Origin of the sequence: Pseudomonas sp. MYb2 (genome assembly GCF_002979955.1) — a bacterium.
In the GTDB taxonomy this organism is placed as follows: domain Bacteria; phylum Pseudomonadota; class Gammaproteobacteria; order Pseudomonadales; family Pseudomonadaceae; genus Aquipseudomonas.
Genome location: NZ_PCQC01000001.1, coordinates 559,735 through 579,627, shown reverse-complemented (window position 1 = coordinate 579,627; position 19,893 = coordinate 559,735). Strand labels below are relative to the sequence as shown.

Here is a 19,893-nt window from a genome sequence, read left to right as displayed (position 1 = left end):
GGTCAAGAGACAATGACGACCACTCTACCCCTGACTTTCCAAGCTGAAAACCGATAAGATCGCCACAACCTGTCAGGAAAACTCACAGATATCATGAGCCATGACCTTCCTCCGCTGAACGCCTTGCGTGCGTTCGAAGCCACCGCCCGGCTGAACAGTGTCAGTCAGGCCGCCGAGCAACTGCACGTCACCCATGGCGCAGTCAGTCGTCAGCTCAAGGTGCTGGAAGAGCACTTGGGTGTCAGTCTCTTCGTCAAGGACGGGCGCGGCCTGAAACTCACAGATGCCGGCCTGCGTTTACGCGATGCCAGCGGTGAGGCTTTTGATCGCTTGCGCAGTGTTTGTGCTGAACTCACGCAGAACACCGCCGATGCACCGTTCGTCCTGGGTTGCTCCGGAAGTCTGCTGGCACGCTGGTTCATTCCGCGCTTGGGGCGCTTGAATGCCGATCTTCCAGACTTGCGCCTGCACCTGTCAGCCGGCGAAGGCGATCTCGATCCACGACGTCCCGGTCTGGACGCTTTGCTGCTGTTCGCCGAGCCGCCATGGCCGGCAGATATGCAAGTTTACGAATTGGCCGCAGAACGCATCGGCCCGGTGATGAGCCCGCTGTTCAGTGGCTATCAACGCCTGCAAACCGCACCAGCCTCGGCGCTGCTCGATGAACCGCTGCTGCACACGACCTCTCGTCCACAGGCGTGGCCGAGTTGGGCGCAACAAAACCACCTCGATGCCAAAGCATTGAAGTCGGGACAGGGTTTCGAGCATTTGTATTATTTGCTGGAGGCAGCGGTCGCGGGTCTTGGTGTGGCAATCGCGCCGGAACCATTGGTGACGGAAGATTTGAAGGCCGGTCGCCTGGTTGCGCCGTGGGGCTTTTGTGAAACCCCGGCGCAACTGGCGTTGTGGCTACCCAAGCGCGCCGCTGACGGGCGCGCCCGGCAACTGGCGCAATGGCTCAAGAACGAGCTGCGCCAGAGCGATCACTCGCCGCGCTTGAACAGCAAGTAAGCGGCGAGCAAGCCGATCGCACCGACCGCCACACCGGCCGTCGTCCACGGATGTTCCTGGGCGTAATCACGGGTGGCGATCCCGGTCTCGCGGGTTTTCACTTTGACTTCTTCATAGGCGTCGCTGAGCAGGTGACGCGAATGTTTCAGCGCGCTTTCAGCATTGCTTTTCAGCGCCTTGAGGGTCTTGCGCGACTCGTCCGAAGCGTCATCCTTCAGGCTTTCCAACGACTTGAGCAGACTCTCGATCTCGGCTTCCATGCTTTGCAACGAGGCTTTACGTAAAGAGGTGTTGGCCATGGTGGCTCTCCTGCATTGGTGATGAGTGGCGTGTGTTGGTTGGGACTTCAGCGGTTTGAGAAAGTGCAGAAATTCTGAACTTCGTCTGCGCAAAGCCACCGAAATCAACAGTGCAGATTCACTGCTAGTCTCAATTCCACACGCCAAGGAGATCGCCATGAGTGACCATCACACGTACAAGAAAGTCGAGCTGGTCGGTTCGTCCGCCAGCAGCATCGAAGACGCCATCAACAACGCGCTGGCCGAAGCCAACAAGAGCATCAAGCATCTTGAGTGGTTTGAAGTAGTCGACACCCGTGGCCACATCAAGGACGGCAAGGCTGCGCACTTTCAGGTGACGCTGAAAGTCGGCTTCCGCATTGCCAGCAGCTGAGTTTGGTCTAGTCTTCTGAACTTGCGCGCTGGCCGAGTGCCATAGGAATGGCAAAGCGCTACAGGGTGAGCGCATCGGGTGGATGACCTGATGCCCGCCTCTTTCAATCCGACCAGGGAGTGCGACCGATGAAGAAGTTCATGTTGGCAGTAGGTTTGTTGAGCCTTGCGGGTGGTGCGTTTGCTGCCGGTAAGCCATGTGAAGAGCTGAAAAGCGAGATTGCGGCGAAGCTCGATGCCAAGGGCGTTTCCGGGTATTCGCTGGAGATTGTCGACAAGGGCGCAGCGGCTGGCGGCGACGTCGTTGGCACCTGCGAAGGTGGCACCAAGGAAATCGTCTACCAGCGCGGTTGATCGCGCCTGAAATGCAAAAGCCGACGTGAAGGCGTCGGCTTTTTTGTGTCTGAAAGATTTGTGGTGTGTTTGAGATTGATCCCCCTCACCCCAGCCCTCTCCCCCAAGGGGGCGAGGGGGAGAGGGGGCAGATCGTGGGTTGTATCAGAACCTGAGTACGACTGGATTTTTCAGGTCGGCGTACCTCGAACATTCAACCCGGTCAGTCCCCTCTCCCTCTGGGAGAGGGCTAGGGTGAGGGTGCCTTTCAGTCCTTCATAACCTGCGCCAACAACTCGTACGAATGCACACGATCAGCGTGTTCGTAGAGATCACTGGTGAAAATCAGCTCATCCGCTTGAGTCTGTTCCACCAACACCTCCAGCTTCGCGCGGATTTTCGCTGGGCTACCGACCATCGCCAGCCCAAGGAAATCCCCCACCGCCTCACGCTCATGCGGCAACCACAAGCCTTCCATGGTTTTCACTGGCGGACGCTGCACCAGGCTCTGCCCACGCATCAACGCCAGAATGCGCTGATACACCGACGTCACCAGATAATCGGCATGTTCATCGGTATCCGCTGCCACCAACGGCACACCGAGCATCACGTACGGCTTGTCGAGCACCGCCGACGGCTTGAAGTGATTGCGGTAGACGCGGATCGCCTCGTGCATGAAACGCGGGGCGAAATGCGAGGCAAAGGCGTAGGGCAAACCGCGTTCACCGGCCAACTGCGCACTGAACAGACTGGAACCGAGCAACCAGATCGGCACATTGGTGCCCGTGCCCGGCATCGCGATCACACGCTGATCCGGGGTACGCGGGCCGAGGAAGCGCACCAGTTCGGCGACGTCTTCGGGAAAATCATCAGCGCTGCCGGAGCGTTCGCGGCGCAGCGCACGAGCGGTCATCTGATCGGATCCCGGCGCGCGGCCAAGACCCAGATCAATCCGCCCCGGATACAAACTTTCCAGCGTACCGAACTGCTCGGCAATCACCAGCGGCGCATGGTTAGGCAACATAACGCCACCGGAGCCGACACGAATGGTCGACGTGCCACCCGCCAGATAACCCAGCAAAACCGAGGTCGCGGAACTGGCAATGCCGTCCATGTTGTGGTGTTCAGCCACCCAGAACCGCGTGTAGCCAAATTTTTCGACGTGCTGCGCCAGGTCCAGCGAGTTGCGTAGCGACTGCGCCGGGCTGCCATTTTCGCGCACCGGCACCAGATCGAGGGTGGAAAATTTTACGTCGGACAGTTGCTTCATAAACCTGCGTCTCCGAGTGAGGCGGCAGGTTTTTCTTAGCGAACGAAACCCTGCCGAATCCATAAGCGTGTTTCATGCAATGAGGGCATATACCCGAGTTTCAATAGCAGCGAAGATATTTCCTACTAAAAAAGTCAACGATTCAGACGGGCTGAACTTTGTTCCGACGTCTATCCTCAGAAGCCTTGCAAGCAAAAACCACGACGACGCGGCGTTTCCGCGTCAGATCTTGAGGAGGCAGACATGGCTATCGTGAAGAAAGCATCCGCACATTGGGCAGGCGATCTGAAAACCGGCATCGGCTCGATCTCCACCGAAACCGGTGTCCTCAGAGAAGCACCCTACGGCTTCAAGGCGCGCTTCGAAGGCGGCAAGGGCACCAACCCGGAAGAACTGATCGGCGCTGCGCATGCCGGTTGTTTCTCCATGGCGTTTTCGATGATTTTGGGCGATGCGGGCCTGAAGGCCGACAGCATCGATACCAATGCGGAAGTGACCCTCGACCAAGTGGATGGCGGGTTCGCGATCACGGCGGTGAAGCTGATCCTCAAGGCGAAAATCCCGGGGGCGACGCAGGCGCAGTTTGAAGAGCTGAGCAACAAGGCCAAGGAAGGGTGCCCGGTATCCAAAGTGCTGAATGCGAAGATTACGCTTGAGGCTTCGCTGGTCAGTTGATTTTGGGTTGACCGGTCTGGCGCTATCGCGAGCAGGCTCACTCCTACAGTTGATCTCCAGCGGACACAATTATTGTGAGCGACCAGGATTCCCTGTAGGAGTGAGCCTGCTCGCGATAGCAATCTGCAGATCTCCCAAGATTTAAACCTTCAGAACAACTTGTGAGCGAAGTCAGAACCCTCGCGGTAAAAGTATGGTCGAATCAATGACAGCAGCTTCAGCGCACGCCCGTGCGCGCTGCCTCAGGGAGCTTCACTCATGAAACGTATCGGCTTGGCGATTCTCTGCAGTGCACTGGCCACCTCGGTTTTTGCCGCACCCAAAGACTGCGAAGAACTCAAGAAAGAGATCGAAGTCAAGATCCAGGCTAAAGCAGTGCCGTCCTACACACTGGAAATCGTCAGCAAGGAAGAAGCAACAAAGCATGACATCGCCATGGTGGTCGGTTCATGTGAGAACGGCACCAAAGCTATCATCTACCAGAAGAACGATAGCTGAGGCGCTTCAGTTGATGCAGTTGTATTGGCGATCTTCAGCAACGATCTCGCGTCTGGCGTTATAAAGCCGGGCACTCGGGGTGAACGCCAGCGAACGCCCCTCCAGCAGATAACGTTGCCCCGCCTCGAAATGGTCGTAGCGTATGTACAGGTAACACAGGCGCTCTACCGGCCCGGTCATCAATGCGCCGCCCCCGCCAAACACTTCAAAGTCGAAGCGCACGCGCAGCTCGTGACTGCCGGGGGTGACCTGAAAGTAGCGCCCGTCATTCAGCCGTTGATTGTCGAGACGCTCAGCCATCAGTAATTTGCCGCCCGGCGTCGGCGTCGAAAAGTCGACCCAGGCCATTTGCGGATCGACCGGAGGCAGCGGCGTCTGACAACCGGCCAAAAGGCTGGCAACGATCAATGAAAGCAATTTGCGCATGATGAATATCCACTGGCCCGGACACTCAGCATAGCGCCGTTCAGGTGCGTTGACAGCCTGCCGGCGTGCCCTGGCCTACCACTTTTCGCTGCTCGTCATAAAGCTTGGCCCAAGGTCGGAATCCGATACTGCCGGCCTGCAACTGGTAACGCTGGCCCGCGTTGAAATCCTTGAATTTCACACTCAACTGGCAATCGCGCCACAGCGGTTCGGCATCGGGACCGATATTGGTCGCCTCCACCGGAAATTGATAACGCACCTTCAGCTCATGGCTACCGGGCTGCACTTCGAAGTAGCGTTTGTCGGTGGTCGCCCGGGTATCGACTTGCAGCGCTTGCAGCGCCGTATCCTGTTGCCGGGCATCGAGATCGATCCAGGCTTGCGAAGGGTCGGGTTCGGGCATTCCGAAATTGGCACAACCGGCCAGCGTCAGCAGGCCCCCTGACAACATCAACATGCGCATAGCGGTGCTCCTTTAGGCGGGATAGTCTTGCGGGCAGACTCTCCGGGGGATTTCTTATTTTGAGCAGGCCGTTTCCAAGCCTTGGGTTACTTGATCGCGTTTTTCGGGTTTTGTTTCCGGGTGTGATGTTTTTGTTGCTCAACGGTTGCGCCAGCGTCAGCTATTACAGCCAGTTGGCCAGCGGCCAGCTGCAATTGCTGCGGGCGCGCGAGCCGGTGGAAAAAATCATTGCCGACCCGAGCCGCGATGCGAAATTACGCACGCACCTGGCCCAGTCACAAAAGGCCCGGGCGTTCGCCAGCGAGCATCTGCACCTGCCGGACAACCAGAGCTATCGCCTGTATGCCGACATTGGCCGACCGTTTGTGGTGTGGAATGTGTTCGCCACTCAGGAGTTTTCCCTGACGCCGCAGAACCATTGTTTCCCGATTGCCGGCTGCGTGGCTTATCGGGGTTACTACAGCCAGAGCGCGGCCCGCGGTGAGGCGGCGATCCAGCGCTTGCAAGGCATGGACGTGTCGATTGGCGGCGTTGAGGCCTATTCGACGCTCGGCTGGTTCAACGATCCCATTCTTAATTCAATGATGGGCTGGGGTGATGAACGCCTGGCCACGCTGATCTTTCACGAGCTGGCTCATCAACGCTTTTATGTGAAGGACGACACCGAGTTCAACGAGTCCTTCGCCACGTTTGTCGAGCAGGAAGGCACCCGGCAGTGGCGGGCGTTTCGCGGGTTGCCAGCGGACACTGACTCACGGTTGAAGCAGCGGGATCAGTTCATCGAGTTGGTGCTGGATGTGCGGTCTCGGTTGGAAAAATTGTATGCACAGCCGCTGTCGACCGAACAGATGCGCGAACGCAAGGCGGCGGAGTTCGAACAGTTTCGCCGGGATTATCGGAAAATGAGCGACAGTCAGTGGGATGGAGACAAGCGTTATGACACCTGGGTGAACGCGCCGTTGAACAATGCGCGGTTGTTGCCGTTTGGGTTGTATGACCAGTGGGTGCCGGCGTTTGCGGCGTTGTTCAGGCAGGTTGGGGGGGATTGGCTGAGGTTTTATGCGCAGGTTGAGCGGTTGGGTGGATTGCCGGTGGCTGAGCGTAAGGCGGCTTTGAAAATGTTGGCAGATCCAAACAGTTGAGTTGATTGGGAGTAAGTCATCGCGAGCAGGCTCACTCTTACAGGGGTATGCGTTCCAAATGTAGGAGTGAGCCTGCTCGCGAAAGCAATCTAATCAGCGCTGCAAAAAGGCCTGATGCAACTGATCCAGCGTTTCAAAGTGATAAGCCGGCGCCTCAGCGTTCAACTCTTCAAAACTGCCAAACCCATAACCGACTGCCGCTGCATCCAGCCCATTGCTGCGCGCGCCGATCAAGTCATGCTTGCGATCGCCAATCATCAGCGTATTCGCAGGATCCAGCCCTTCTTCCTTGATCAGATGCGCAATCAACTCAACCTTGTTGGTCCGCGTGCCATCCAGCTCGCTGCCGTAAATCACCTTGAAGTGCCGGGCGAAATCAAAATGCCGGGCAATCTCGCGGGCGAATTCCCACGGCTTCGAGGTAGCGATATACAGCTGCCGCCCCTGCCCGCTCAAGGTTTCCAGCAATGGCGTGACACCCTCAAACACACGGTTCTCGTACAGGCCAGTGACCTTGAAGCGTTCACGATAGAAATTCACCGCCTGCCACGCCTGGGCTTCATCGAAATCGTAGAACTGCATGAACGCCTGCAACAGTGGCGGGCCGATGAAGTGTTCGAGCTTGGTCAGGTCCGGTTCATCGATGCCGAGTTTGGCCAAGGCAAACTGAATGGAACGGGTGATGCCCTCACGCGGGTCGGTCAGGGTGCCATCGAGGTCGAACAGTACGGTTTGGTAATGCATGAGTATTCCTGAGCAGTCGCAAATTCGATTCAGAGTGTGTCGTAGCCTTCGGCTAGATGCAGGTCCTTGAGCTTTACGTAGTTGGCCGCGCTGTAAGTGAAGAACGCGTTTTCCTTGTCGGTCAGCGGACGGACCTGTTTCACCGGGCTACCCACATAGAGGAAGCCGCTTTCCAGGCGTTTGCCCGGTGGCACAAGGCTGCCAGCGCCGATGATCACATCGTCCTCGACCACCGCGCCGTCCATGACGATGCTGCCCATGCCGATCAATACGCGGCTACCGACGCTGCAGCCGTGGAGCATGACTTTGTGGGCGATGGTCACATCATCGCCGATCAGCAGCGGGAAGCCGTCGGGGTTGAACGGGCCGGCGTGGGTGATGTGCAACACGCAGCCATCCTGCACGCTGGTGCGCGCACCGATGCGGATGCGGTGCATGTCGCCACGGATCACGGTCAGCGGCCAGACGGAGCTGTCTTCGCCGATTTCGACGTCGCCGATCACCACCGCCGAGCTGTCGACAAACGCGCCTTTACTCAACTGCGGGGTGTGATTCTGGTACTTGCGAAGGGACACGATAATTTCTCTCTCTGTCGCCGATAGCTGCGGTGAATGCCGATTGTAATTAAGATGGTTGCATGTTTCCCCAGCCAAGGTGCCAACCGTGAGCGTGAACAACCCTCTGCTGCAGTCCTACGACCTGCCACCGTTCTCCACGATCCGTGCCGAACACGTCCTGCCCGCCATCGAAACGATCCTGGCCGACAACCGCGCCGCCATTGCCGAAATCCTCAAGACTCAGGTTCAGAACCCTACCTGGGCCGGTCTGGTTCTGGCGATGGACGAACTCAATGACCGCCTCGGTGCTGCCTGGAGCCCGGTCAGCCACCTCAACGCCGTGTGCAACAGCGCTGAATTGCGTGAAGCCTACGAGTCGTGCCTGCCAGCCCTGAGCGCCTACTCCACCGAAATGGGCCAGAACCGCGAGCTGTTCCAGGCTTATGAAGCACTGGCCAACAGCCCGCAAGCCACCGGTTTCGACGTGGCGCAGAAGACTATTCTGGAACACGCCCTGCGTGACTTCCGTCTGTCGGGTATCGACCTGCCGGAAGCCGAACAGAAACGCTACGCCGAAGTGCAAAGCAAACTGTCCGAGCTGGGCAGCCGCTTCTCCAATCAACTGCTCGATGCCACGCAGGCATGGACCAAGCACGTCAGCGACGAAGCCGCGCTCGCCGGCCTGACCGACTCGGCCAAGGCGCAAATGGCCGCCGCCGCTCAGGCCAAAGGCCTCGATGGCTGGCTGATCACTCTGGAATTCCCGAGCTACTACGCGGTGATGACCTACGCGCAAGACCGTGCGCTGCGTGAAGAAGTCTATGCCGCCTACTGCACCCGCGCCTCGGATCAAGGCCCGAACGCCGGTCAGAACGATAACGGCCCGGTGATGGAAGAGATCCTCGATCTGCGTCAGGAACTGGCCAAGTTGCTGGGTTTCGCCAGTTTCTCCGAGCTGAGCCTGGCCACCAAAATGGCCGAATCCAGCGATCAGGTGCTGAGCTTCCTGCGTGATCTGGCCAAGCGCAGCAAACCGTTTGCCGCACAGGATCTGCAACAGCTACGCGCCTATGCCGCCGAACAGGGCTGCGCCGATCTGCAAAGCTGGGACAGCGGTTTCTACGGCGAAAAACTCCGTGAGCAACGCTACAGCGTTGCCCAGGAAACCCTGCGCGCCTACTTCCCGATCGACAAAGTACTGGGCGGTCTGTTCGCCATCGTTCAGCGCCTGTACGGCATCGAAATCGCCGAACAGAAAGGCTTCGACACCTGGCACCCGGATGTTCGCCTGTTCGAAATCAAGGAAAACGGCCAGCACGTCGGCCGCTTCTTCTTCGACCTCTACGCCCGCGCCAACAAGCGTGGCGGTGCCTGGATGGACGGCGCCCGCGACCGTCGTCGCACCGTCGACGGCGTGCTGCAAAGCCCGGTGGCCAATCTGGTGTGCAACTTCACCCCGGCCGACAGCGGCAAGCCTGCGCTGCTGACCCACGACGAAGTGACCACGCTGTTCCACGAATTCGGCCATGGCCTGCATCACTTGCTGACCCGTGTTGATCACGCCGGTGTTTCCGGCATCAACGGCGTGGCGTGGGATGCGGTCGAGCTGCCAAGCCAGTTTATGGAAAACTGGTGCTGGGAGCCGGAAGGCCTCGCGCTGATTTCCGGTCATTACGAAAGCGGCGAACCGCTGCCGCAGGACCTGCTGGAAAAAATGCTCGCGGCGAAAAACTTCCAGTCCGGCCTGATGATGGTTCGTCAGCTGGAATTCTCGCTGTTCGACTTCGAACTGCACGCCACCCACGGTGACGGCCGCAGCGTGCTGCAAGTGCTCGAAGGCGTGCGTGACGAGGTGTCGGTGATGCGTCCGCCGGCCTACAACCGCTTCCCCAACAGCTTCGCGCACATCTTCGCCGGCGGTTACGCGGCGGGTTACTACAGCTACAAGTGGGCTGAAGTGCTTTCGGCAGATGCTTTTTCGAAGTTCGAAGAAGACGGCGTGCTCAACGCTGAAACCGGTCGTGCTTTCCGCGAGGCGATTCTGGCGCGCGGTGGTTCGCAGGCACCGATGGTGCTGTTCGTCGACTTCCGTGGCCGTGAGCCGTCGATTGACGCACTGTTGCGCCACAGCGGCCTGAGTGAGGACGCGGCAGCATGAGTGACGGGCCTGTGATTACCAAGAAACGCTTTATCGCCGGGGCTGTATGCCCGGCGTGCAGCGAGCCGGACAAGTTGATGATGTGGAACGAAGACAGCGTGCCGCACCGTGAATGTGTCGCTTGCGGTTACTCCGACACGCTCAATGAGCAAGGGCTTTCGGTGCCCAAAGAGTTGGGCACGCGGGTCAACACCAGCGCTATCAGCAAACCTGCGACGGACAAGACCGTACAAGCGGTGCAGTTCTTTCCGAATCCGAAGCTCAAGAAGAAGACTGAAGACTGAGTCGCGACATGACCTCCCACAGCGCAAAGCCGTGGGAGGTTGGATTCACTTCAGATTGACTGACTGAAACCAGCTCTTCATCGAGCAAGTGGCGAACGCGCTGGTGCTGCAATCACCATTGGCCAGCGCCGTGCGCAGCTTGTCGACATCGGCCTGCATCACGTAGCGCACGCTGTCGCGAAAGTGCCCACTCTCACCAAATCCACCTTGGGTCATCTCGCTCAAGGCGTCTTCTTTGCTCCAGCCCTGCACCACCACGCGATACATCGCTGCCATCAGGCCAGTGCGATCGGAGCCGTGCTTGCAATGCATCAGTACTGGGCCGCTGGCTTCGGCAGCCTGAATGGCACGTAGCGTCTTCAGCACATCGGCGTCATCGACGTGGTTGGTGCGATACGGCAGTTGCAGTTGATTGATGCCAGGCTCCGACAGCCAGTCGCTATCCGCTTCCGGCAGGAAATTTATCACCGTGGCGACCTTGAGATTTTTCAGCAACGGCACCGCGCCGCCATCGGGCAAGGCGCTGCGATAGAGCGTCGGTGAGATTTGGAACAGGTTGTATTGCACTTCGACCGGTTGCGCCCAATCAGCGGGCCGGGCTGTCGCTGGCGTCGCAGCCTGGGCCGGCAGCCAGTACAACAGCGTTAGAAACGATAAACACAAGGCAGGGAAAAAACGCACTCGGGACATGCTGGGGTGACCGTGTCGGGATTCATCGATGAGGGGAAACGCAGCTTCGGCGTTGCGCGGTCAAAGCCCTGTGAGGCGGCTGTCAAAGAAACGTGAATCCGCACGCTTTCGACCATTGCAGTTAAGAAAACCGGTCTTTTTTCCGCTGAATCGGTTTATCCGGAAGCTTAGCCTGCTACCATTTGTCACATCATGTTGCAGACGCGTCCCCTTTTTCCGGGCCAGACCGGATCCGTCTCGACGAAAAATCCTCAAGCCGTTCGCAGAAACGGCTGTCCCCTAATGCCTGATGAGGTGCACCCCCATGTCTGATGAAGATCGAGACAACCCGCGGCGTGAGTTTTTACGCAAATCCCTGACCCTGATTCCGGTGGTCACCCTGGCCGGCACCAGCCTGGGCAGCAGTGTGCTGCAAGCGGCGCCCGAAGCCGCGCCTGCTGCACCGGCCGCGCAACCGGCTCGCACCGACGCCGGTGTTTACCAGCCGAACTATTTCACGGCTGAGGAATGGGCATTCATCAATGCCGCCGTCGCGCAATTGATCCCCAACGATGCCCAGGGCCCGGGAGCGCTAGAGGCCGGTGTGCCGGAATACATCGACCGTCAGATGAATACGCCGTACGCCGCCGGTGCCCTGTGGTACATGCAAGGCCCGTTCAATGCCGACGCCGCTCCGGAAATGGGCTGGCAGAGCAAACTGGTACCCAAAGAGATCTACCGCCTCGGCATCGCCGCCACGGATCAGTGGGCAAAATCCCTCAACGGTAAAGTATTTGCTGAGCAAGACAGCGCTACCCGAGACGATTTGCTCAAGCAACTCGAAGCCGGCAAACCGCAATTCGACGCCGTTCCAGCGAAGATTTTCTTCAATCTGCTGCTGCAAAACACCAAGGAAGGGTTCTTCTGCGACCCGATCCACGGTGGCAACAAAGGCATGGTCGGCTGGACCATGATCGGCTTCCCCGGCGCCCGCGCCGATTTCATGGATTGGGTGGAACGCAACGAGCAATACCCCTTCCCGGCAGTTTCGATTCGCGGCGAGAGGGCGTAAGCATGGCAACGGTAATGAAGAAAGTAGACGCGGTCATCGTCGGTTTCGGCTGGACCGGCGCGATCATGGCCAAGGAGCTGACCGAAGCGGGTCTCAACGTGCTGGCGCTGGAGCGTGGGCCGATGCAGGACACCTACCCCGACGGCAACTATCCGCAGGTGATCGACGAACTCACCTACAGCGTGCGCAAAAAACTCTTTCAAGACATCTCGAAAGAAACCGTCACCATCCGTCATAGCGTCAACGACATTGCTCTGCCGAACCGCCAGTTGGGTGCGTTCCTGCCGGGTAATGGTGTGGGCGGCGCCGGTCTGCACTGGTCGGGCGTGCACTTTCGCGTAGATCCGATCGAGTTGCGCATGCGCAGCCACTACGAAGAGCGCTACGGCAAAAGCTTTATCCCCAAAGACATGACCATCCAGGACTTCGGCGTCAGTTATGAAGAACTGGAGCCGTTCTTCGATTTCGCCGAGAAAGTCTTCGGCACCTCCGGCCAGGCCTGGACCGTGAAGGGCCAACTGGTCGGTCAGGGCAAGGGCGGCAACCCGTACGCGCCGGATCGCTCCAACCCGTTCCCGCTGGAAGCGCAGAAGAACACCGTGTCCGCACAGCTGTTCGGCAAAGCGGCTACAGAAGTCGGTTACAAACCCTACAACCTGCCGTCCGCGAATACGTCAGGGCCGTACACCAATCCTTACGGCGCGCAAATGGGCCCGTGCAACTTCTGTGGTTTCTGCAGCGGCTATGTCTGCTACATGTATTCCAAAGCCTCGCCGAACGTGAACATTCTGCCGGCGCTCAAGCCGCTGCCGAATTTCGAGCTGCGGCCTAACTCGCACGTGCTGCGCGTCAACCTCGACAGCACGAAATCCAAAGCCACCGGCGTGACCTACATCGACGGTCAGGGTCGCGAGATCGAACAACCGGCGGATCTGGTGATCCTCGGCGCGTTCCAGTTGCACAACGTGCGTCTGATGCTGCTCTCCGGGATTGGCAAGCCGTACGACCCGATCACTGGCGAAGGCGTGGTCGGGCGTAACTTCGCCTACCAGAACATGGCGACCATCAAGGCGTTCTTCGACAAGGACACCCACACCAACAACTTCATCGGCGCCGGCGGCAACGGCGTGGCGCTGGACGACTTCAACGCCGACAACTTCGACCACGGTCCCCACGGCTTCGTCGGCGGCTCGCCGATGTGGGTCAACCAGGCTGGCAGCCGGCCGATTGCCGGTACCTCGAACCCGCCGGGCACTCCCGCGTGGGGCAGTGACTGGAAACGCGCCACCGCCGATTACTACACCCACCAGGTGTCGATGGACGCTCACGGCGCGCATCAGTCCTACCGAGGCAACTACCTCGACCTCGATCCGGTGTACCGCGACGCCTACGGCTTGCCGTTGCTGCGAATGACCTTCGACTGGCAGGAAAACGACATCAAGATGAACCGCTTCATGGTCGAGAAAATGGGCAAGGTCGCCGAAGCGATGGGGCCGAAAGCAATTGCGGTGATCGGCAAGAAAGTCGGCGACCACTTCAACACCGCGTCCTACCAGACCACCCACCTCAACGGCGGCGCGATCATGGGCACCGATCCGAAGAAGAGCGCGCTGAACCGTTATCTGCAGAGCTGGGACGTGCACAACGTCTTCGTGCCGGGCGCCTCGGCCTTCCCGCAAGGCCTGGGTTACAACCCGACGGGCCTGGTTGCCGCACTGACCTACTGGTCGGCGAAAGCGATCCGCGAGCAATACCTGAAAAACCCCGGCCCGCTGGTGCAGGCTTAAGGAGCGATGACCATGAAGAATCTCGTTATCGCGACTTTGGCGCTGCTCGGTAGCGCCGCACTCCATGCGGCTGAAGTTGATCACGCCTTGATCAAACAGGGCGAGTACCTCGCCCGCGCCGGTGACTGCGTAGCCTGCCACACCGCCAAGGACGGCAAGCCGTTCGCCGGTGGCCTGCCGATGGAAACCCCGATCGGCACGATCTACTCGACCAACATCACCCCGGATAAAACCGGTATTGGTGGATACAGCTTCGAGGATTTCGATCAGGCCGTGCGCCATGGTGTCGCCAGGAACGGCAGTACGTTGTACCCGGCGATGCCGTATCCGTCCTACGCCCGCGTCAGCGAAACCGACATGCAGGCGCTGTACGCGTATTTCATGCACGGCGTTGAACCGGTCGCGCAGGAGAACAAGGCCAGTGACATTCCGTGGCCGTTGAGCATGCGCTGGCCGCTGATGGGCTGGCGCTGGATGTTTGCGCCGAAGGTCGAGGATTATAAAGCGACGAGTGTCGACCCGGTGATCGACCGTGGCGCCTATCTGGTCGAAGGCCTCGGCCACTGCGGTGCCTGCCACACGCCACGGGCGCTGACCATGCAGGAAAAATCCTTGAGCGCGGCCGATGGCAGCAACTTCCTCGCCGGCAGTGCGCCGCTGGAAGGCTGGATCGCCAAGAGTTTGCGCGGCGATCACAAGGACGGCCTCGGCAGCTGGAGCGAGGAGCAACTGGTGCAGTTCCTCAAAACCGGGCGCAGCGATCGTAGTGCAGTGTTCGGCGGCATGAGCGATGTAGTCACCCACAGCATGCAATACATGACCGACGCCGACCTGACGGCGATCGCCCGCTACCTCAAGTCACTGCCGGCCACTGATCCGAACGATCAGCCGCATCAGTACGACGAGACAGCGGCGAAAGCCCTGTGGAACGGCGATGACAGTCAGCGCGGTGCTTCGGTATACATCGACAACTGCGCCGCGTGCCACCGCACCGATGGCCACGGTTACACCCGGGTATTCCCTGCGCTGGCCGGTAATCCGGTGCTGCAATCGGAAGACCCGACATCGCTGATCCACATCGTGCTCAAGGGCGGTACGTTGCCGGCGACGCACACGGCACCGTCGACCTTCACCATGCCCGGTTTCGCCTGGCGCCTGTCGGATCAGGAAGTGGCGGATGTGGTGAGCTTTATCCGTGGCAGTTGGGGCAACAAGGGCGCGCCGGTGACTGCCGCCGATGTCGCCGAACTGCGCAAGGAGGACATGAAACATACCTCCAATGATGATCTCGGTCAGGTAACAGAACACAACTGACCAGTCGCCCAACGGCACTAGCCAGATGCGCAACGCCCCGATACTGTGTGCATATACAGTATCGGGGCGTTTTTTCATGTCTACTGCATTACCACCTCGCGGTCGCGGCACCGCGACCAATCCGCACAACCGCTTCGCGCCGAACCGCTCGGTAGCCGAGGACGATGGCTGGTATCAGGAAGTGCCCGAGACGCAGAACACCGAGGTGATGATCGAAACCGCGAAAACCATCATCACCCGCAACACTTCGCCGGATTTACCCTTCGATCGTTCGATCAATCCCTATCGCGGCTGCGAGCATGGCTGCATCTACTGCTATGCGCGGCCCAGTCACGCCTATTGGGACATGTCGCCGGGGCTGGATTTCGAAACCCGGCTGATCGCCAAGACCAATGCCGCTCAGGTATTGGAAGAACAACTGAGCAAACGCGGTTATCAATGTGCGCCGATCAATCTCGGCTCCAACACCGATCCGTATCAGCCGATCGAGCGCGAACACAAGATCACCCGCCAGACCCTCGAAGTGCTGCTGCGCTACAGGCATCCGGTGACCATCGTCACCAAGGGCTCGCTGATTCTGCGCGATCTCGACCTGCTGACCGAGTTGGCCGAACAACGACTGGTGGCAGTGATGATCAGCCTGACCACGCTGGACGACGAACTTAAACGTATCCTCGAACCGCGAGCGGCAGCCCCCAAGGCGCGGTTGCGCGCTATCAGGGTCATGCGCGAAGCGGGGATTCCGGTCGGTGTGCTGTGTTCGCCGATGATTCCGATGATCAACGACAGCGAAATCGAAAACCTGCTCACCGAGGCCCACGCCGCAGGGGCGCAAAGTGCGGCCTACATGATGCTGCGTCTGCCGCTGGAGGTGGCGCCGCTGTTCGAAGAGTGGCTGGCCGCGCACTACCCGCAACGGGCGGCGCATGTGCTGAGCCTGATCCGCCAGAGCCGTGGCGGCGAGCTCTACGACAGCCGTTTTGGCGCACGCATGCGCGGTGAAGGACCGTTCGCCGATCTGTTGGCTCAGAGGTTTTCGAAGGTAATTAAACGTCTTGGTTTAAATCACCGCGAAGGCTACAACCTCGATTGCACTGCCTTCTGTCCGCCGGGTCGCCAGATGTCGTTGATTTAGCGACAATTGGCCTATGGTTGAGGGGTTGGAATCCTTCCGCCGAAAACACCCAGTCACGTTTTTGTGACCTGGAACACACGTTCTAGAGCGTTTGATTCAGTTTGAGTTAAGTTTCGGCGGCTACCTTGTTCATCGAGTGACTGACGGGTCGGGATGACCCGGATAGTTTTAAACAGCCACTGGCTTCATACCGGAATACCGGGGAAGACTCCCTGAATCCGCCTAAGAGGATGAATCATGAGTGACAAGGATAAACAGCCGTTGGCTGTGTCGGCGCAAACCCCTGAAGCGGAATCCGCCGATGCAGCGCTGCGACAGATCGTAGACGGCTTTTTGCATTTTCATCATGAGGTTTTTCCGCAGCAGGAAGAACTCTTCAAGAAACTCGCCACGGCCCAGGCGCCAAAAGCGATGTTCATCACTTGCGCCGACTCGCGCATCGTCCCCGAGCTGATCACCCAGAGCTCCCCGGGCGATCTGTTCGTGACCCGTAACGTCGGCAACGTCGTGCCGCCCTACGGCCAGATGAACGGCGGCGTTTCCACCGCGATCGAATACGCGGTGCTGGCCCTCGGCGTGCAGCACATCATTATCTGCGGCCACTCCGATTGCGGCGCCATGCGTGCGGTGCTCAATCCGGACAGCCTGGAAAAAATGCCGACGGTCAAAGCCTGGCTGCGCCACGCCGAAGTCGCGAAAACCATGGTGCACGACAACTGTCACTGCGCCGACGAAAAAGAAAGCATGCCGATCCTCACCGAGGAAAACGTCATCGCCCAACTGCAGCACTTGCGTACCCATCCTTCGGTAGCCTCGCGCATGGCGAACGGTCATCTGTTCATCCATGGCTGGGTCTACAACATCGAAACCAGCGAAATCAAAGCTTATGACGCGGATCAGGGACGTTTCCTGCCGCTCGACGGCAGCCATCCGATTCCGGTGGCGACGCCCAAAGCGCGCTTCTAAATCCTCCTAAACATCTGTGTGGTTTGACGCCGGTCGCTGATTCAGCGACCCGGCCTTGCCATGCCTGAAGAAAACTTCGGGAGAATCGCCATGCGTGCGGCTCAATTGAAAGCGGTGTTGCCACGGGAGCTGCTCGCTTCAGTGGTTGTGTTTCTGGTCGCCCTGCCGCTGTGCATGGGTATTGCGATCGCGTCAGGGTTGCCGCCGGCCAAAGGGCTGATCACCGGGATCATCGGTGGTCTGGTGGTCGGTTGGCTGGCAGGTTCACCGTTACAGGTCAGTGGGCCGGCGGCGGGTCTGGCGGTGTTGGTGTTTGAACTGGTGCGCCAGCACGGCATCGAGATGCTCGGGCCGATTCTGCTGCTCGCCGGTTTTCTGCAACTGGTCGCCGGGCGCTTGAAGCTCGGGTGCTGGTTTCGGGTCACGGCGCCAGCGGTGGTGTACGGCATGCTCGCCGGGATCGGCGTGTTGATCGTGCTCTCACAGGTGCATGTGATGCTCGATGCATCGCCGAAACCTTCCGGGCTGGATAACCTTACGGCGTTCCCCGCGGCGGTGGCGCAGGCCTTGCCGTCGTTTGGCTGGCAGGCCGGGTTGCTCGGGCTGTCGACCATCGCGGTGATGTGGCTCTGGGAGAAATTTCGCCCGCATTCGCTGCGCTTCGTTCCCGGGGCATTGCTCGGTGTGGGTCTGGCGACCGGGGCAAGTCTGTTGCTGGCCCTGCAGGTGAAGCGCGTTGAAGTGCCAGCGAATCTGGCGGAAGCCATTGATTGGTTGAAGCCGGCAGATCTGCTCGGTCTGGCCGATCCGACGCTGTTGATCGCTGCGTTTGCCGTGGCATTTATCGCCAGCGCGGAAACGTTGTTGTCCGCCGCAGCGGTGGATCGCATGCACAGCGGCGTGCGTTCGGATTTCGACCGGGAACTGTCGGCGCAAGGTGTCGGCAATATGCTCTGCGGTCTGGTCGGCGCGCTGCCGATGACCGGGGTCATCGTGCGCAGTTCGGCCAACGTTCAGGCCGGTGCGACCACGCGTTACTCGACGATCTTCCATGGCCTGTGGCTGCTGGCGTTCGTGCTGTTGCTGTCGAGCGTGCTGCAAAGCATTCCGGTGGCGAGTCTGGCGGGGGTGCTGGTGTACACCGGTTTCAAACTGGTCGACCTGAAAGCCTTTCGCGGTCTGGGCCGATATGGACGGATGCCGATGTTCACCTACGCGGCGACGGCGTTGGCAATTATCTTCACTGACCTGCTGACCGGTGTGCTGCTCGGTTTCGGTCTGACCCTGTTGAAACTGGCGTTCAAGGCTTCGCGGTTGAAGATCAGCCTGATCGATCTGCCGCAGGACGGTGAGATGGAATTGCGCCTGGTCGGTGCGGCGACTTTCCTCAAGGTTCCGGCGCTGACGCAGGTGCTGGGCAGTATTCCAGTGGGCACCACGGTGCATGTGCCGCTCAATAACCTGAGCTACATCGACCATTCGTGTCTGGAGTTGCTGGAAGAATGGGGCCGGGCGAATGCGGCGAAGGGCTCGAAGCTGTTGATCGAGTCGCGGGGGTTGAAGCGCAGGCTTGAAGGCAGGGTGCGGACCAATACCGGAATCGGTGCTGCCGGCTAAATCTCCGGGTTGAACTCAAACCCTGTAGGAACTGCCGCAGGCTGCGATCTTTTGATGTTGTTTTAAAAATCAAGATCAAAAGATCGCAGCCTGCGGCAGCTCCTACATTGGATTGTGTGTAACTCAGGCAGCAGGCTGATCCAGCTCCAGCCCCACGCCCAGGCGGCGGCTCATGCACGGCCAGCGTTTCCACGCGGCGCCGGTGTCCGGGCTGCTGAGTTTGTCACGGTAGATTTCTACCGATTCCAAGGCAAAACTCTCGTCGTTGAGCATCTCGTCGATGGCGTGATGCACCGCTTCGTCCAGTTGGTTGGCAAATTCCTCACCGATCAATTGGTGAGCAATCAAGTTGGCGACCGTCATGTCCAAAGGGATCAGTGGCTGGCCGAAATGCTTGATGTACAGGTCGTTGACCTCTTCGACAAAACGGTGCGCCAGATAGGCTTCGTCGAGCAGGCTGTCCAGGCCAACGTGCCCGGCCATGATGGCTGGCGGCTGGAGGAAATACTGCTCGGCGATTTTCAACACCGGTTTGATCTGCGATTCGATTCCCGCTTCCCTGGCGACTTCATTGGCTGCATCCAGCAGGTCTGGCACTTCATCGATGTAGGCGGCGACAAAACGCGTCAGCACACCATTGGCGTCGGCTTCCGGTAACTGGATCGACGGGTGTAGATGCGGCAGCTTGCTTTCCAGCTGACGGGTCAGCAGGCCAGTGTCTTTCTCGTGTTGTTGGGCTGTTTGGATCTGCTCGCGCAATGCGGCGGTGTTCATGAAAACTCCAGGAAACAAGGCAATGAAATAGGGAAGACATAAGTTAGCTGGCTTACGAAAAATGCTAAGACGCATTTGTCATAATTATTTCATCCTTGATGCAACTGCGTTATATCGATTTGCCACCACTCGTCTGCATCCTTCTCCATTCGTGCCCTCGAATGCAAGCACCCGCTGTTTCAGATCATTTACGTGCGCACATTGCAATTTCCCGTCGCTGTCTATACTCGCCAGTGAATGGAGTTAGCTGATGACGCCCGACTGCACCCGCAGCAAGGCCCGGCGATTCAAGTTCGTAGTCTGATGCAGCCGCTCCCTTGCCGCAGG

22 protein-coding genes are annotated in these 19,893 nt (G+C 59.1%); 14 read left to right on the top strand and 8 right to left on the bottom strand.

What is annotated here, in order from left to right:
* The first annotated feature begins 93 nt into the window (after nucleotides 1-93).
* Nucleotides 94-1,011 carry a LysR family transcriptional regulator gene (locus tag CQ009_RS02745; RefSeq protein ID WP_105704794.1) on the top strand — a complete coding sequence of 306 codons (918 nt, stop codon included), beginning with the start codon at nucleotides 94-96 and terminating at the stop codon, nucleotides 1,009-1,011.
* Here CQ009_RS02745 and CQ009_RS02740 read toward each other — a convergent pair.
* Nucleotides 984-1,310: a YqjD family protein gene (locus CQ009_RS02740; protein WP_007911686.1), complete on the bottom strand. Its 327-nt coding sequence runs from the start codon at nucleotides 1,308-1,310 to the stop codon at nucleotides 984-986. The genes CQ009_RS02745 and CQ009_RS02740 overlap by 28 nt on opposite strands.
* Before the next feature lie 157 nt (nucleotides 1,311-1,467).
* Between CQ009_RS02740 and CQ009_RS02735 the strand changes: the two genes are divergently transcribed.
* Both CQ009_RS02735 and CQ009_RS02730 read left to right on the top strand, forming a co-directional pair.
* Nucleotides 1,468-1,683, top strand: a complete 216-nt coding sequence (locus tag CQ009_RS02735; protein ID WP_007911688.1) for a dodecin — start codon at nucleotides 1,468-1,470, stop codon at nucleotides 1,681-1,683.
* A gap of 128 nt (nucleotides 1,684-1,811) precedes the next feature.
* On the top strand, nucleotides 1,812-2,036 hold the full coding sequence (locus tag CQ009_RS02730) for a DUF1161 domain-containing protein (protein ID WP_064389765.1): 225 nt from the start codon (nucleotides 1,812-1,814) through the stop codon (nucleotides 2,034-2,036).
* Between the two features lie 247 nt (nucleotides 2,037-2,283).
* Here CQ009_RS02730 and CQ009_RS02725 read toward each other — a convergent pair whose 3' ends face one another.
* The gene (locus CQ009_RS02725) at nucleotides 2,284-3,285 is read right to left on the bottom strand and encodes an LLM class flavin-dependent oxidoreductase (RefSeq protein ID WP_105704793.1); all 1,002 of its coding nucleotides are present in this window, start codon (nucleotides 3,283-3,285) and stop codon (nucleotides 2,284-2,286) included.
* Nucleotides 3,286-3,528: 243 nt separating this feature from the next.
* Here CQ009_RS02725 and CQ009_RS02720 point away from each other — a divergent pair, with 243 nt between their 5' ends.
* Together CQ009_RS02720 and CQ009_RS02715 are read left to right on the top strand one after the other, a co-directional pair.
* On the top strand, nucleotides 3,529-3,960 hold the full coding sequence (locus CQ009_RS02720) for an OsmC family protein (protein WP_064389763.1): 432 nt from the start codon (nucleotides 3,529-3,531) through the stop codon (nucleotides 3,958-3,960).
* Between the two features lie 258 nt (nucleotides 3,961-4,218).
* A complete protein-coding gene (locus CQ009_RS02715; RefSeq protein WP_105704792.1) occupies nucleotides 4,219-4,458 on the top strand; it encodes a DUF1161 domain-containing protein in 240 nt (79 codons plus the stop codon).
* Nucleotides 4,459-4,464: 6 nt separating this feature from the next.
* Here the strand turns inward: CQ009_RS02715 and CQ009_RS02710 are convergent, their stop codons facing one another.
* Entirely contained in the window at nucleotides 4,465-4,884 is a 420-nt protein-coding gene (locus tag CQ009_RS02710) for a hypothetical protein (RefSeq protein ID WP_105704791.1), read from the bottom strand.
* A gap of 40 nt (nucleotides 4,885-4,924) precedes the next feature.
* A complete protein-coding gene (locus CQ009_RS02705) occupies nucleotides 4,925-5,347 on the bottom strand; it encodes a hypothetical protein (RefSeq protein ID WP_064389760.1) in 423 nt (140 codons plus the stop codon).
* A gap of 59 nt (nucleotides 5,348-5,406) precedes the next feature.
* Between CQ009_RS02705 and CQ009_RS02700 the strand changes: the two genes are divergently transcribed.
* On the top strand, nucleotides 5,407-6,489 hold the full coding sequence (locus CQ009_RS02700) for an aminopeptidase (RefSeq protein WP_105704790.1): 1,083 nt from the start codon (nucleotides 5,407-5,409) through the stop codon (nucleotides 6,487-6,489).
* A 93-nt stretch (nucleotides 6,490-6,582) separates the two neighbouring features.
* Here the strand turns inward: CQ009_RS02700 and CQ009_RS02695 are convergent, their stop codons facing one another.
* A complete protein-coding gene (locus CQ009_RS02695; RefSeq protein WP_105704789.1) occupies nucleotides 6,583-7,233 on the bottom strand; it encodes an HAD family hydrolase in 651 nt (216 codons plus the stop codon).
* 29 nt (nucleotides 7,234-7,262) lie between these two features.
* Nucleotides 7,263-7,808, bottom strand: coding sequence for a gamma carbonic anhydrase family protein (locus tag CQ009_RS02690; protein ID WP_105704788.1), 546 nt, complete (start codon nucleotides 7,806-7,808; stop codon nucleotides 7,263-7,265).
* Between the two features lie 88 nt (nucleotides 7,809-7,896).
* Here CQ009_RS02690 and prlC point away from each other — a divergent pair, with 88 nt between their 5' ends.
* Both prlC and CQ009_RS02680 read left to right on the top strand, forming a co-directional pair.
* On the top strand, nucleotides 7,897-9,948 hold the full coding sequence (gene prlC, locus CQ009_RS02685) for an oligopeptidase A (RefSeq protein WP_064389756.1): 2,052 nt from the start codon (nucleotides 7,897-7,899) through the stop codon (nucleotides 9,946-9,948).
* Nucleotides 9,945-10,232 carry a YheV family putative zinc ribbon protein gene (locus CQ009_RS02680; protein WP_064389755.1) on the top strand — a complete coding sequence of 96 codons (288 nt, stop codon included), beginning with the start codon at nucleotides 9,945-9,947 and terminating at the stop codon, nucleotides 10,230-10,232. The genes prlC and CQ009_RS02680 overlap by 4 nt, the downstream gene beginning before the upstream one ends.
* 45 nt (nucleotides 10,233-10,277) lie before the next feature.
* Here CQ009_RS02680 and CQ009_RS02675 read toward each other — a convergent pair whose 3' ends face one another.
* On the bottom strand, nucleotides 10,278-10,922 hold the full coding sequence (locus CQ009_RS02675) for a dual specificity protein phosphatase family protein (RefSeq protein ID WP_105704787.1): 645 nt from the start codon (nucleotides 10,920-10,922) through the stop codon (nucleotides 10,278-10,280).
* Nucleotides 10,923-11,226: 304 nt separating this feature from the next.
* Here CQ009_RS02675 and CQ009_RS02670 point away from each other — a divergent pair, with 304 nt between their 5' ends.
* From CQ009_RS02670 to CQ009_RS02645, 6 genes are all read left to right on the top strand, one after another.
* Nucleotides 11,227-11,973, top strand: coding sequence for a gluconate 2-dehydrogenase subunit 3 family protein (locus CQ009_RS02670; RefSeq protein WP_105704786.1), 747 nt, complete (start codon nucleotides 11,227-11,229; stop codon nucleotides 11,971-11,973).
* Nucleotides 11,974-11,975: 2 nt separating this feature from the next.
* Nucleotides 11,976-13,760 (top strand): GMC family oxidoreductase, encoded by a 1,785-nt coding sequence (locus CQ009_RS02665; RefSeq protein ID WP_105704785.1) that lies wholly within the window; start codon nucleotides 11,976-11,978, stop codon nucleotides 13,758-13,760.
* Nucleotides 13,761-13,772: 12 nt separating this feature from the next.
* The gene (locus CQ009_RS02660) at nucleotides 13,773-15,074 is read left to right on the top strand and encodes a cytochrome c (protein WP_105704784.1); all 1,302 of its coding nucleotides are present in this window, start codon (nucleotides 13,773-13,775) and stop codon (nucleotides 15,072-15,074) included.
* Between the two features lie 76 nt (nucleotides 15,075-15,150).
* Nucleotides 15,151-16,209: a PA0069 family radical SAM protein gene (locus CQ009_RS02655; protein WP_064389750.1), complete on the top strand. Its 1,059-nt coding sequence runs from the start codon at nucleotides 15,151-15,153 to the stop codon at nucleotides 16,207-16,209.
* A 237-nt stretch (nucleotides 16,210-16,446) separates the two neighbouring features.
* Nucleotides 16,447-17,175, top strand: a complete 729-nt coding sequence (locus tag CQ009_RS02650) for a carbonic anhydrase (RefSeq protein ID WP_064389749.1) — start codon at nucleotides 16,447-16,449, stop codon at nucleotides 17,173-17,175.
* A 90-nt stretch (nucleotides 17,176-17,265) separates the two neighbouring features.
* Entirely contained in the window at nucleotides 17,266-18,792 is a 1,527-nt protein-coding gene (locus CQ009_RS02645) for a SulP family inorganic anion transporter (protein ID WP_105704783.1), read from the top strand.
* 123 nt (nucleotides 18,793-18,915) lie between these two features.
* On the opposite strand, the gene CQ009_RS02640 is transcribed toward CQ009_RS02645, so the two are convergent.
* Entirely contained in the window at nucleotides 18,916-19,566 is a 651-nt protein-coding gene (locus tag CQ009_RS02640) for a hypothetical protein (RefSeq protein WP_105704782.1), read from the bottom strand.
* Between the last annotated feature and the right edge of the window lie 327 nt (nucleotides 19,567-19,893).